This is a genomic window from Nitrospirota bacterium, assembly GCA_040756155.1.
GTDB lineage: Bacteria > Nitrospirota > Thermodesulfovibrionia > JACRGW01 > JBFLZU01 > JBFLZU01.
The window spans coordinates 1-13003 of record JBFLZU010000029.1 but is presented as its reverse complement, the minus strand read 5'-3'; the positions used below and the strand labels follow the sequence as shown (position 1 = coordinate 13003).

The 13003-nt window shown below is 40.3% G+C and carries 16 protein-coding genes and 1 tRNA gene; 4 read left to right on the top strand and 13 right to left on the bottom strand.

Features of this window, described 5'->3' with window-relative positions:
• A partial coding sequence (locus AB1488_02525) for a pitrilysin family protein (protein MEW6408973.1) occupies positions 1-1376 on the top strand: 1376 nt, incomplete at its 5' end.
• Here the strand turns inward: AB1488_02525 and AB1488_02520 are convergent.
• From AB1488_02520 to AB1488_02510, 3 genes are read right to left on the bottom strand one after another with little or no spacing between them, the layout of a single operon-like run.
• Positions 1373-1837, bottom strand: coding sequence for a MogA/MoaB family molybdenum cofactor biosynthesis protein (locus AB1488_02520; GenBank protein MEW6408972.1), 465 nt, complete (start codon positions 1835-1837; stop codon positions 1373-1375). The genes AB1488_02525 and AB1488_02520 overlap by 4 nt on opposite strands.
• Before the next feature lie 41 nt (positions 1838-1878).
• Complete coding sequence (locus AB1488_02515) at positions 1879-2322, bottom strand: MOSC domain-containing protein (GenBank protein MEW6408971.1); 444 nt, start codon at positions 2320-2322, stop codon at positions 1879-1881.
• Between the two features lie 54 nt (positions 2323-2376).
• The gene (locus AB1488_02510) at positions 2377-3090 is read right to left on the bottom strand and encodes a DnaA/Hda family protein (GenBank protein ID MEW6408970.1); all 714 of its coding nucleotides are present in this window, start codon (positions 3088-3090) and stop codon (positions 2377-2379) included.
• 94 nt (positions 3091-3184) lie between these two features.
• Between AB1488_02510 and AB1488_02505 the strand changes: the two genes are divergently transcribed.
• Genes AB1488_02505 through AB1488_02495 form a run of 3 tightly spaced genes read left to right on the top strand, consistent with a single transcriptional unit; the run spans position 3185 to position 4533 of the window.
• Positions 3185-4138, top strand: coding sequence for a GSU2403 family nucleotidyltransferase fold protein (locus AB1488_02505; GenBank protein ID MEW6408969.1), 954 nt, complete (start codon positions 3185-3187; stop codon positions 4136-4138).
• A 19-nt stretch (positions 4139-4157) separates the two neighbouring features.
• A complete protein-coding gene (locus tag AB1488_02500; GenBank protein ID MEW6408968.1) occupies positions 4158-4292 on the top strand; it encodes a BrnT family toxin in 135 nt (44 codons plus the stop codon).
• On the top strand, positions 4255-4533 hold the full coding sequence (locus AB1488_02495) for a BrnA antitoxin family protein (GenBank protein MEW6408967.1): 279 nt from the start codon (positions 4255-4257) through the stop codon (positions 4531-4533). The genes AB1488_02500 and AB1488_02495 overlap by 38 nt, the downstream gene beginning before the upstream one ends.
• Before the next feature lie 133 nt (positions 4534-4666).
• Here AB1488_02495 and AB1488_02490 read toward each other — a convergent pair whose 3' ends face one another.
• The 10 genes from AB1488_02490 to nuoH all read right to left on the bottom strand — a co-directional run bounded on the left by AB1488_02490 (position 4667) and on the right by nuoH (position 12823).
• Positions 4667-4984, bottom strand: a complete 318-nt coding sequence (locus AB1488_02490; GenBank protein MEW6408966.1) for a helix-turn-helix domain-containing protein — start codon at positions 4982-4984, stop codon at positions 4667-4669.
• Between the two features lie 2 nt (positions 4985-4986).
• Positions 4987-5271, bottom strand: coding sequence for a type II toxin-antitoxin system RelE/ParE family toxin (locus tag AB1488_02485; GenBank protein ID MEW6408965.1), 285 nt, complete (start codon positions 5269-5271; stop codon positions 4987-4989).
• A gap of 85 nt (positions 5272-5356) precedes the next feature.
• Positions 5357-5432 (bottom strand) — tRNA-Val (locus AB1488_02480).
• Positions 5433-5478: 46 nt separating this feature from the next.
• Positions 5479-6930: an NADH-quinone oxidoreductase subunit N gene (locus AB1488_02475; protein ID MEW6408964.1), complete on the bottom strand. Its 1452-nt coding sequence runs from the start codon at positions 6928-6930 to the stop codon at positions 5479-5481.
• A complete protein-coding gene (locus AB1488_02470; protein MEW6408963.1) occupies positions 6930-8465 on the bottom strand; it encodes an NADH-quinone oxidoreductase subunit M in 1536 nt (511 codons plus the stop codon). The genes AB1488_02475 and AB1488_02470 overlap by 1 nt, the downstream gene beginning before the upstream one ends.
• A 16-nt stretch (positions 8466-8481) precedes the next feature.
• On the bottom strand, positions 8482-10398 hold the full coding sequence (gene nuoL, locus AB1488_02465; protein ID MEW6408962.1) for an NADH-quinone oxidoreductase subunit L: 1917 nt from the start codon (positions 10396-10398) through the stop codon (positions 8482-8484).
• Positions 10399-10495: 97 nt separating this feature from the next.
• Positions 10496-10798: an NADH-quinone oxidoreductase subunit NuoK gene (gene nuoK / locus AB1488_02460; GenBank protein ID MEW6408961.1), complete on the bottom strand. Its 303-nt coding sequence runs from the start codon at positions 10796-10798 to the stop codon at positions 10496-10498.
• A gap of 4 nt (positions 10799-10802) precedes the next feature.
• Entirely contained in the window at positions 10803-11315 is a 513-nt protein-coding gene (locus tag AB1488_02455) for an NADH-quinone oxidoreductase subunit J (GenBank protein ID MEW6408960.1), read from the bottom strand.
• 3 nt (positions 11316-11318) lie between these two features.
• The gene (gene nuoI / locus AB1488_02450) at positions 11319-11867 is read right to left on the bottom strand and encodes an NADH-quinone oxidoreductase subunit NuoI (protein MEW6408959.1); all 549 of its coding nucleotides are present in this window, start codon (positions 11865-11867) and stop codon (positions 11319-11321) included.
• Entirely contained in the window at positions 11864-12823 is a 960-nt protein-coding gene (gene nuoH / locus AB1488_02445) for an NADH-quinone oxidoreductase subunit NuoH (GenBank protein ID MEW6408958.1), read from the bottom strand. Before nuoH ends, nuoI begins: the two co-directional genes overlap by 4 nt.
• Positions 12824-13003 lie beyond the last annotated feature (180 nt).

Below are 13003 nucleotides of genomic sequence, written 5' to 3'. Positions count from 1 at the left end.
GTAAAAACTTAGGATTAAGGATTAAGAGGTTAAGGTTGAAGGTTCGAGGGTTAAGGTTTGTAATTTTCTTCGTTGCTGGTCTTGTCCTGTTGCTGTCTGATATCGCTAATGCAGGGAAGCCGATTGGCAAAAGGATAGTTCTCGATAATGGGATGGTCTTGTTAATATCTGAAAGACACCATCTCCCGATTGTAAGTGTGAATATGATTATAAAGGCGGGTTCGATTCTCGAACCGGAGGAAAAAGCAGGTCTTGCATCCTTGACTTCAGAGTTGCTGACAGAGGGGACAGAAAAGAGAACTGCAACACAGATAAGTGAAGAGATAGAGTTCGTAGGTGGTTCTGTGGATACAGGAGCAACATACGATTATGCATCAGCTACTCTCTCAATTCTCAAGAAGGATATTGAGCTCGGTTTTGATATCCTCTCAGATATACTTCTTAACCCCTCCTTCAGGGATGAAGAGATACAACGCAAGAAAGATCTCATAAAGGGTGCATTGAAGAAAAGAAAAGAAGAGCCTGATTGGATTGCATCAAAAGAGTTTGACAGGGTAGTCTTTGGCAGGCATCCTTATGGAAGAGATGTGTCAGGGACAGAAGAAACCATGGATAGAATGACCCGTGAAGACATTATCAGTTTTCATTCAAGGTATTATTTACCGAACAACTCTATAATTGCTATTGCAGGAGATATTACAGAGAAAGAGGCTATTGAGATTGTAAACAGATATTTTGGGAGATGGAAGAAAGGGAAGATCACACCTGTCCTGAATCCAGAGCCACCTGAAGTTAGTAAGCCAAATGTGCTCAAGATACACAGAGACCTTACACAGGCGACTATTATAATCGGACATACAGGGATAAGCAGAGACAATCCTGATTACTATGCCCTCTCGGTAGCAAATTATATTCTTGGAGGAGGCGGATTTTCATCAAGATTGATGGGGAACATAAGGGATAAACTTGGGTTAGCATATGATGTCCACAGCTATTTTGCATCAACAAAGGAGATTGGTGAGTTCAGGATAGGTCTTCAGACAAAGAATGAGAGTGCAAACCTTGCCATTGAAGAGGTCATAAAAGAACTCAACAGGATAAAGACAGAGCCTGTAACAGATGAAGAAATAGAGATAGCTAAAGGTTACCTTACCGGAAGTTTTCCCCTCAGGATGGATACAAATAGCAAAGTTGCCTCACTGATGGTACAGATTGAATTCTTCAATCTCGGGCTTGACTTTCCTGACAGATATAAAGACCTGATAAATGCAGTAACAAAGGAGGATATTCTCAGGGTTGTGAAAAAATACATAAAACCTGATAGATACACCCTGATTGTTGTTGCCGATCAGAATAAGGCACAGATAAGGTATTAGGAACCACACTCAGTCGTATCACCTTTTATCTTCTCAACAGCATGGATGATGACAGGTAGGATTACCGATAGGTTCTCTCTCACTCCCTTAGGGCTTCCGGGTAGATTTATAATCAGACACCTTTTTCTTACGCCGGCAACAGCCCTCGAAAGTATTGCCCTTGGAGTCTTCTTTAGTCCTTTCATCCTCATTGCCTCAGCCATTCCTACTATTTCTCTATCTATAACCTCCATTGTTGCATCAGGGGTAACATCTCTCGGAGAAAGTCCTGTTCCTCCTGTAGTCAGTATGAGGTCAGCTATATCAGTATCAGAAATTCTTATCAGTCTTTCTTTTATCAGCTCTTTTTCATCAGGGATAATCTCATAGAAGACAACTTCGCCAGAAATGCCATTGACCATCTCTTTAATAATATCTCCACTGAGGTCCTCCCTTTCACCCCTCGACCCCTTATCACTCATGGTAAGAATAGCAACCCTAATCTTTTCAATCCTTTCACTCTTCACTTCTCACTTCTCACTTTGATTATGTCTCCCGGCTTCACCCATCCACCTTTAATAATTCTCACAAATACCCCTTCCTTAGGCATAACGCAATCTCCTGCCTGATAATATACAGCACATCGGTCATGACACACCTTGCCTATCTGACTTACCTCTGCTTCTACCTCGCCGATTATCATTCTGGTGCCCACTGGAAGAGAGTATAATTCTAATCCCTCTGTCGTAATATTTTCTGCAAAATCCCCTGGACCGACATCAAGCCCCAGTTCTTTCATCTTATTCACACTCTCGATAGCAAGGAGACTCACCTGTCTGTGCCATTTTTCCGATGCATGAGCGTCACCCTCTATTCCATAATTTTCCCTGATAAAGACCCTGTCAACACCCCTTTTCCTCTCACCCTTCTCTTCACTGATGTTTACAGCAATGACTTTTCCTTCCATATTATACCTCTCCCAGCGATAAGCCAGTTCTGCTTATAAAATCTCAATGTTATTTTAAGTATCCCCTGCATGAATCACTTTTCTCACAAGAGGAACTGTCAATCTCTGCTTTGTCATAAGGGAATATTCTATTGCCCTTTTCAATGCATCCTGTAGTGAACCTATATCCCTTCTCACATGCGTAAGGATATAACTCGCTACCTCTTCCGTAAGATCAAACCCACTATCTTTTGCAATTTTTTTCATAATCTTCAGTCTTGTCTCATCATTTAAAAGGCTTAACCTGACCACCATACCAGAAGATAATCGAGAGCCAAGATGTTCATCTACATTACTTCTCTGATTGGGTGGTAGGAGACTGGTTATGATAATCTTTTTACCTTCTATGTAAAATTTGTTAAAAAGCCTGAAGACCTCTTTACTTACTTCAGGAGATATGAGGTGAATATTGTCTATCAGGAGGGCTTTCTGGATGAATGAAGACAGCCCTGCCTCTACCTCCCCTTTCAGATTAATTATCTCAGTGACATCCAATATTTTACTGGCTGCTGTTAGTAGGTGAGTCTTCCCTGAGCCAGATTCACCATATATAAACAAAGGGTTGAACGGCAGGTGATTATCCTGAACCATTTCTACCACTGCCCTGTATGCAACCTCATTCTCAGGACATACTATAAAGTTCTCCAGCGAAAACTCAGGATTTAGTGGAAATTGAATAATAAGTTGCGTGTCTGGATATTCCATTGTTATTAAAATATATGATAGCAAAAAGAGGAAATGTATGACAAGGTTTTAATCAGTCATGGTATGTTAACTACACTATTGACAAAATAAAAAATATGTAGTTAAAATGTAGTTAAACATGAATGTTATTAGAAAAACATTAGAGGAAAACTATATCTTTTTTATCAGGGAACTCGTGCGTATAAATGAAGAAATCAGGAAACTGCCAATGGGTAGCATCTCTGCAAAAAAAATTGGTAAATCCACTTACTATTATCATCAATGGAGAGAAAAGAAAAAGGTAAAGTCTGTTTCTTTAGGCACAGTGACTCCGACTGACCTACTAGAAGGTATTAACAGAAGAAAATTATTAGAGCGGCAGAGAATGGACATATTAGACAACATAGCTGTTATTTCTAAAGCCATTGACACTCAAAGGATTACCATTGAAGAAATAATAAAACTTTTCTCTCAGAGTGGTATTAAGGTTATTCTTATTGGTTCATACTGTCTGCCTGTCCTGAAAGAGAATTTGGGACTTAATTTGCCTACTATTAAGACACAAGACATAGACTTCCTTATAAATGTGCCTTACAGGGGCAAAGAAGTAGATATCGAATCACTTCTTAAAGACCTTGGCTTTTCTATAGGATTTAATCCCGATGGATCTACCTATTTTACAAATGGTATTTTTAAAGTTGAGTTTTTAACGCCAGAAAAAGGCAAAGGAACGGATAAGGCTATATACATTAAGCCTCTAAAAATAAAGGCTACTCCTTTAAGGTATCTCCAGATGTTGTTTGACCAGCAGATTGAGATAGGAAGGGAAGGATATACTTATCTGGTGCCAAGCCCATGGGTATTCGCATATCATAAGATCTTGATCTCGAAGAAAAGAGAGACAAAATACAAAAAAGAAAAAGATATACTACAGGCGATTGCAATATTAAGAGAGGTATTTAAAAAACCAGATTTAGCAAAAAAAGCTATATCGTATCTGGGAACCCTACCACCGAGATGGAAAAGAGATATTAAAGATCATATTGCCGAACATATACCGAAAGTCAAGGATTTCCCTGGATTGGCTCAATAAGATTGTTTTAACAAATTTAATGGGTGATTTTTTACACGTAGTTTTCACTATAAGAGGTAACAAAATAAGGGTTATATCAGCAAGGGATATGAATAGAAAAGAGAGGAGAATTTACTATGAGCAAATTGAAAAAGGTGCCAAGATTCAAGAGTGAGAAAGAGGAGTTTGAATTCTGGTCAACCCATGATTCGACAGAATATGTAGATTATTCAAAGGCAAAAAGGGTGTTATTCACAAACCTGAAGCCATCTACTAGGAGCATCTCTGTTAGGCTACCCGAATCACTTATTGACCATCTTAAACTTTTAGCAAATAAGCGGGATATTCCTTATCAGTCTCTGTTAAAGATGTTGTTAACAGAAAAAGTAGAGGAAGAATTGCGTGTAGCAAAGTAAAAAATGACACAGTCCAGACTTTTGTTTTAATACATAAGAATAAAGGGGAAATCAACTGATATTTCAAAACTTGACCCCAATTTTGACCTGTATCACCGGCACTTCTGGAAGAGTATCGAAATGTCCCTTTATGTCAGGCAGGATGCCTGACATATTTTCTCTGTCTCTTAAATGCCTTAAGATCATCAGCATCAAAAACAATATTCTTCCCAAGTCTTCTTGCTGCTAAATTGCCCTCTTTTACTAATCTCCTCACCGTTATTTCTGCTACTTCAAGATACTCTGCTGCCTCTTTAATGGTAAATGGAGACCGCCTTATATCATCGAATACTTCATCGTTGGTATAAAGGTCTTTTTCAAAGCCTCGCTTGGCTATAACAGTAAAGAGCTTTTCTCTCTCTTTAACCGGCATCTCTAATATTTCTTTATAAACCTTCTCTGCAGTTATCATTGTTATTCAACCTCCCTTATATAGTGTTTAAGCTCACGATAAAAATTCTCATGAGTTCCTATCTTGTAAACCACTCTGATATTATTTTGTAGCTTGTAAGCAATGAGGTATTCCTGTTTGTTAAAAACAAACTTATGAACTTTGAAGCCTGATAAATCACCTCTCTTTGTCTCTCCAATATCAGGATTACTATTAATTTTTTCTATCTCATCTTCTATAACAAGTTGAAAAGCCCTGGTTTGCTTTTTTACAAACTTCCTGAATGCTGGTTTATAAAAAACACCCATGATTAAAGTAATGATAATTTATTTTATCATTTATGTCAAGAGATTTGGTGGGTTTGGGTAAGTGGCATGAAAGTAGAGAGGGTAATGGTAGGCGGAACAGGGTTCGAACCTGTGACCTCTGCCTTGTAAGGGCAGCGCTCTCCCCGCTGAGCTATCCGCCCGCTTTATTTATTTTATACATGATTGAGATGATTGATGTCAATATTATTAAAACAACACGCTAACAGATGTCCATGCTAATTCTATGAGAGAAAATGGGAAGATACCAAACGCAATAACTGCGGCTACAGAGATAAGCAGGGCTACATTGAGTGCTGGAGATGCGGCAAGGTTAAACTCAGCTTGAGGCTCCTTCATATACATGACCATCACTACTCGCAGATAAAAGTAGGCTGATATGGCGCTGAATATAACACCTGCAACAACGAGCCAGAGGTACCCTGCTTTTATAGCAGCCATAAATACATAGAATTTTCCAATGAAACCCGCAGTAGGAGGAAGTCCTGTAAGAGAGAACATAAAGATCAGCATGAAGAGTGCTGCCAGTCGGTTTTTCTTCGCTAGACCCGTGAAATCATTTATCTCTTCTCCGAGCATAACACCATTTCTCAGCATAATTACGATAGCAAATGCCCCGATATTCATGAATATATATATCGCCAGATACATTGCTACTGCAGATACACCTATCTGACCACCAGCTACAACTCCTATAAGTGCATAACCTGCATGTGCGATACTTGAGTATGCAAGCATTCTTTTGATATTGCTCTGGACAATTGCGAGTATATTACCTACTGCCATTGTAAGGATGGAGATTACAGAGAGCATAAGGCTCCAATCAGCAGTTATAGAATTGAGTCCCTGTATCAAGACCCTGATGAGTGCTACAAATGCGGCAGCCTTTGGACCAACAGACATGAATGCAGTGATAGAGGTAGGCGCACCTTCATAGACATCAGGGACCCACATGTGGAATGGAACTGCAGCAATCTTAAAGCAGAATCCTACTCCAACGAGTATTACTGCAAGGAAAAGGGCAGGGTTTGTAGAGAGGTTATTGATGGTGATAATGGTTGCAATCTCTTTGATATTAGTGGTGCCTGTAATCCCGTAAAGAAGAGAGACACCATAAAGAAATATACCTGATGAGAAACAGCCGAGCACAAAATATTTGAGCGCAGCCTCATTGGATCTTATGCTCTTCCTCATAAAGCCAGCAAGGATATAGACAGAGAGCGCCATGAGTTCGAGCCCTAAGTAGATACTTATCAGGTCAGAACCAGATGCCATTATCATCATTCCAACTGTGCTGAGAAGTATCATCGCATAGTATTCACCTTTATTGATCTCCTCTATCTTTAGATAACGTATTGAGATAAGTATCGAAAGCGCTGAGGTCACATAAAAGATAATCTTGAAGAAGGCGGAAAAATCATCGAGGACAAACATGCCTGAGAATGTATTTATTGTGCCTCCACCAATGCCTCTCACTGTGAGGATGGTAGCGATAACCAGTCCTGCAATACTGAGATATGCGAGTATATCCTTCCTCTCCTTTCCAAGAAATAGATCGGAGACTATCACTAACAGGGCAAAGATTGTCAGAACTACTTCAGGATATATCGCAGAGATTATAGGTATAGGCAAAGAAATCATCACCTCAGCACCTCATTGATGGTCTTAACTATTTGAACCCCCTCAACACCTTTTGAGTTGACCTGTTCTATCAGATGCTGGACAGAACTGTGCATAAAGCTCAAAAGGGCATTTGGATAGACACCTATCCAGAATACGAGGATAACCAGAGGGGCAAGCGTTATTATCTCTCTTATATCCATATCAGGCAGACCAACAACCTTTTCATGCACCCTCATAAAGAACAATCTCTGATAAAGCCATAGCATATAGCCAGCACCTATGATTACCCCTGTTGCTGCAAGAACACCCGCCCATTTATTTGCAGCGAGCCCACCGAGGATTATGAGGAATTCACCTATAAATCCATTTGTCCCTGGAAGCCCTATTGATGAAAGAGTAAAAATCATAAAAAATGCAGCATACACAGGCATTGGTGTTGAAAGCCCGCCATGGTCTACAATCAACCTCGAATGTGTCCTGTCATAGATTATCCCCACACACAGGAAGAGTGCACCTGTTACAATGCCGTGGTTGATCATCTGTAAAATACCACCCTCGATTCCCTGACTGTTAAGGGTGAATATCCCAAGCGTAACGAAACCCATATGGCTCACAGAACTATACGCAATAAGCCTTTTTAAATCTGTCTGGGCAAGGCATACAATTCCTGCATATATGATGGCTATAACTGAAAGGGTCAACATAAAAGGGGTCATAGCCTTTGAGGCATCGGGGAAGAAAGGGAGCGAGAATCTCAGAAAACCGTATGCGCCCATCTTGATGAGTATGGCTGCAAGAATAACGCTACCCGCTGTCGGCGCCTCTGTATGGGCATCGGGAAGCCATGTATGCACGGGGAACATCGGGACCTTTACTGCAAAGGCGGCAAAGAATGCCCAGAAAAGCCATAACTGTACTGTGTAAGGGTAAGGCTTTGTCATTAATTCAAGGATATCAAATGTCCTACCTGCATAGAAGTAGAGAAAGATTATCCCAACAAGCATCAAGACGCTGCCAACCAGTGTATAGAGGATGAACTTTATTGTCGCATAAATCCTGTTTGGCCCTCCCCAGACCCCTATAATGAGATACATTGGTATGAGCATCGCCTCCCAGAAGATATAGAAAAGGAAGAAATCTAAAGAACAGAAAACCCCTGCGATTGCTCCTTCTGTAAGGAGGATAGCTATATAGAACTCCTTCACCTTTACCTTTATAGAATGCCATGAGATAAGAATGCAGAGAATTGCTGAGAGGGTAGTAAGAAGAACGAGAAGAATGCTAATACCATCAACACCTAAAAAATATTTTATGTTCCAGGCAGGAATCCAGTCATGCCTCTCGACAAACTGCATCTTATGTGTTGACTTGTCAAAGTTTGTAAATAAGGGTATTGAGAGGATAAAGGTGGCGATGCTTACGGCGAGGGCGGTCCATTTTACAAGTGACTCTTTTGATCTGATGATAAGAAGCAGCAGGGTACCAAAAACAGGCAGAAATACAATAGTGCTAAGAATCGGATAATCTAAATTATTCATTATTACCTGTTCCATAAATTCCTTTTTCTGTCTATAAGAACAGCACTAATGCCACTATAAGGAAGACTCCCACAGCCATTATAATTGCATAGTGATGAACAAAACCTGTTTGTATCTTCCTCAATTTTTCGCCGAATATCCCTATTGACCTCGGGATACCATTGACGGCGCCCTCTATTATCTTTGCGTCCGTGAAACCCTCGATTATTGTACTGGCAATCCAGAGTGTAGGTCTCACTATTATGAAGTTATACAATTCATCCACATAATATTTGTTAAAGAGTGTCCTGTAAATGCCTCTAAATCTCTCTGCAAGTCTAATAGGCATATATGTCTTTACGAGATACATTATTGCAGCAACGATAATTCCCGAAAGAGCTATAGTTGTTGAAAGACCCATCACCCCCCATTCTTCAGCATGTGTACCATGTGTTTCAAGATGTCCAAGCACAGGTTTTACAAATTCAGCAAAATGTGCACCTCCTCCAAACAGAGGGGGAATCCCAATCCATCCTGCAGTAACAGCACCAGCTGCAAGTAACATAAGCGGTATAGTCATAACCTTTGGTGACTCATGGAGGTGATGCTCCTCATCATGTGTTCCACGGAATCTTCCATGGAATGTAAGGAATATGAGCCTGAACGAATAAAAGGGTGTGAGGAATGCAACAGCAGTCCCCAGAACCCATACAAACTTTCCTACAGGGTTGTCTGACGCATAGGCAAGCCACATTATCTCGTCCTTGCTGAAAAACCCTGCAAGCCCTGGGACTCCTGCTGCGCTTAATGCCGCAATAAACATTGTAATATATGTAATCGGCATATATTTTCTGAGCCCACCCATCCTCTGGATGTCATTATGGTGGACAGCATGTATTACACTGCCTGCACAGAGGAAGAGTAGTGCCTTGAAAAAGGCATGGGTATAAAGGTGAAAAACCCCTGCACTGTATGCACCAACACCGCATGCAAGAAACATGAGTCCTAAGTGGCTTATAGTTGAGTAAGCGATTATCCTTTTTATATCATTCTGGACAATGGCGATTGTAGCTGCAAATAAGGATGTAACTGCCCCAGTAATGGCAACTGTATACATTGCGACTTCTGATAGATTGAATATTGGGTTAAGTCTTGCTACCATGAATACACCTGCTGTGACCATTGTTGCAGCATGGATCAGGGCACTCACAGGTGTAGGTCCTTCCATTGCATCTGGTAGCCATACATGAAGGGGTATCTGGGCTGATTTACCAACAGCACCAGCAAAAAGTAGGAGTGCTATGAGTGTGATTAAATCAACCTCTAATCCGAGGAAATTTACTGTCTGGCCAACAAAACCTTTTACCTGATCGAATACAGGTGCATAGTGAAGTGTTCCAAAGGCGAGGAATATCATTATCACACCGAGGGCAAACCCAAAGTCTCCAAATCTACATGTAATAAATGCCTTTTTGCCTGCATCGGATGCTGACTTCTTCTCAAACCAGAATCCTATCAAAAAATACGAACAGAGACCAACTGCCTCCCAACCAAAATAGAGTAGAAGGAAGTTATTTGCCATAACGAGCATGAGCATAGAGAATGTGAAGAGACTCATATATGCGAAGAATCTGTAATAGCCTTTATCTCCATGCATATAGCCGATAGAATAGATATGAATAAGTGAGCCTACACCTGTGACAACTATGAGCATTACTGCTGTGAGCTGGTCAATGAGGAAACCTACAGAGACCTTAAACTTGTCAGAGACTACCCATGTGTATAAATCCTCGTTGATTACCCTGCCACCGATAACATCAAAGAGGGTAATCATAGATATTACAAATGAGCCTATTACTGCGAGGCAAGATGGCCAGTGTGCCTGATTCTTTATATACTTCCTTCCGAATAAAATATTTATTACAAATGCGGCAAGTGGTAAAAATGGAATTAAAAGATAACTATTCATCTCTCACTCCGTGAGAACTCAAAATTTAAAATTAAAAATTTAAAATTATGGAATTCATTAATTTTTAATTTTAAATTTTGCATTTTTAATTTAAATGTCATCCTTTCATAATATTTATTTCATCAATATTTACCGTAGGTTTATTCCTGAACAATGCAATTATAAGTGCCAGACCTATAGCCACCTCTGCTGCAGCAACTGTGATTATGAAGATAACAAGCATCTGTCCCCTCAGAGATTGAAGATAATAAGAAAACGCTACAAGATTGATATTGACCGCATTTAATATAAGTTCTATTGAAAGCAGAATAATAATAATATTTCTCCGCACAAGCACGCCGATAACCCCCATAGAGAAGAGTATTGCACTGAGAATTACATACCATGACAATGGAATCATTTTCTTATCCCATACGCTTCTTAGCTATTACAATCGCGCCAATCATACCTACAAGTAATATGAGTGATGCAACCTCAAAAGGAAAAAGAAATTCTGTATAAAGTAAACTCCCTAATACCTGCGAAGCCCCCTCTTTCTGTATAAATGATGTGCTGTATCTGTCCTGTGGTGCAGAAAAAACAATGGTTGACATAATTGTGATAAACTGGGCAGCAATCGCAAGACCAAGGATGATGGCAGCAGGCCAGATGCTATGTGCCTTCCTTTCCCTCTCTTCCCTTTTAAGGTTTAAGAGCATCACAATAAAGAGGAAAAGCACGAGTATTGCCCCTGCATAAATTATTATCTGGATGACTGCAAGAAACTCTGCGTTAAGGAAAATATACATAGCAGCTATATGAAGAAACAATAGCAGCATCCAGAGAATACTGTGCACAGGATTTCTTCTTGTTATTACCAGTATACTACTTACTATTATAACCCCTGCAAGATAAAGAAAAATAATCTGTGACATCATCCCTCACCTCTGTTTTCTGTCATCTGTTATCTGTCTTCTGTCTCCTGTGTAGTCTTCTGTCTTTGGACGCCAGAACTTTTTGAAATATTCCTCTCCCTTTTCCCCTGACATAAATCTATCCCAGTTACTCAATAACCTCTCTTTAGTAAAATAAAGCGCTTCCCTCGAATAATCAGAATACTCGTAATGTTCTGTAAGCACAATTGCCCTGAATGGACATGCCTCAACACAGAAGGCGCAATAAACACACCTGAGAAGCTCAATCTCATATCTATCAACTACTTTCTGGTGGTCTTCTCCTTCACTTGTATAGACATATATACACTTGGAAGGACATATAGCTGCACATAAGCCACAACCGACGCATCTTTCCTTTCCTGTCTGAGGGTCCCTTACAAGTGCATGCAGTCCCCTGAATCCAAAAAATGGTGGTCTTTTCTCTTTTGGATACTGCCTCGTTACTGCACGGGAGAAAAAACGGCTCAATGTAAGCGTAAGTCCCTTGATTATTTCTATGAAAAAGACCTTCTTGATAAACTCAAATGTTTTCATACGAACAACTTTACAAAGGCCGTAAACAGTATATTCGCAATTGAGAGTGGTATAAAGAGCTTCCATCCAAGCCCCATAAGCTGGTCATACCTGTATCTCGGTAATGTCGCCCTGATCCAGAGATAAAAGAACATGATTCCATAAACCTTTATCAGGAACCAGACCACAGGGGGGAGAAACGGGCCATTCCATCCTCCGAGAAAGCATATAGTAACCATTGATGACATTAGAAGCATACCGATATATTCAGCCATATAAAAGAATGCAAACCGCATACTGCTATACTCCACAAAATAGCCTGCTACAAGTTCGCTCTCTGCCTCTGGGAGATCAAATGGAGCTCTGTTTGTCTCAGCTACTGCAGATGCAAGAAATACAATGAATGCAATCGGCTGAACGAGGATAAAGGGGTAGTTTTCCTGTGCTTTGACTATATCAATAAGGTTCATCGAGCCTGAGAGCATCATAACACCTACAAGGCTAAACCCCATTGCTATTTCATAGCTTATGACCTGTGCAGATGAGCGAAGACCCCCTAAAAAGGAATATTTTGAGTTTGATGACCAACCTCCAAGAACAATTCCATAGGCACTGACGGATGAAAGGGCAAGTATATAGAGAACCCCGATGTTAATATTTGTAACAAAGAAACTCTCCCAGAAAGGGATTACTGCAAATGAAGTCAGTGCTGCGGCTAAAGTGATGAGGGGAGCGATGTAAAAAACAGGTTTATCTGCATTAGAAGGGATAATATCTTCCTTGAAAAATAACTTTATTCCGTCTGCTATAGGTTGCAGGATACCATGTGGACCAACCCTCATCGGTCCGAGCCTTACCTGCATGTGGGCAATTGTCTTCCGTTCAAAATAACTGAGATATGCTGCATTAAACAGGACGAATGCCACAACGATTGCAATCTTTATCAGAACTATGCCAATATCTATAAGAATACGCATTGTTTCTTCTGGGATCAATTTATTCCCTCAAACTATATTCCACCTATGGAACCCTTTCAATAAAAACCTCGCATCCTTCAATACCAGGTGCCTTGGTGATAGAATCAAGGATATAACCAAAAAGCCTGTAAGCCTCTACACCTTCAAAGTTATTGCTTAACGCAACCACATCCTCAGGGA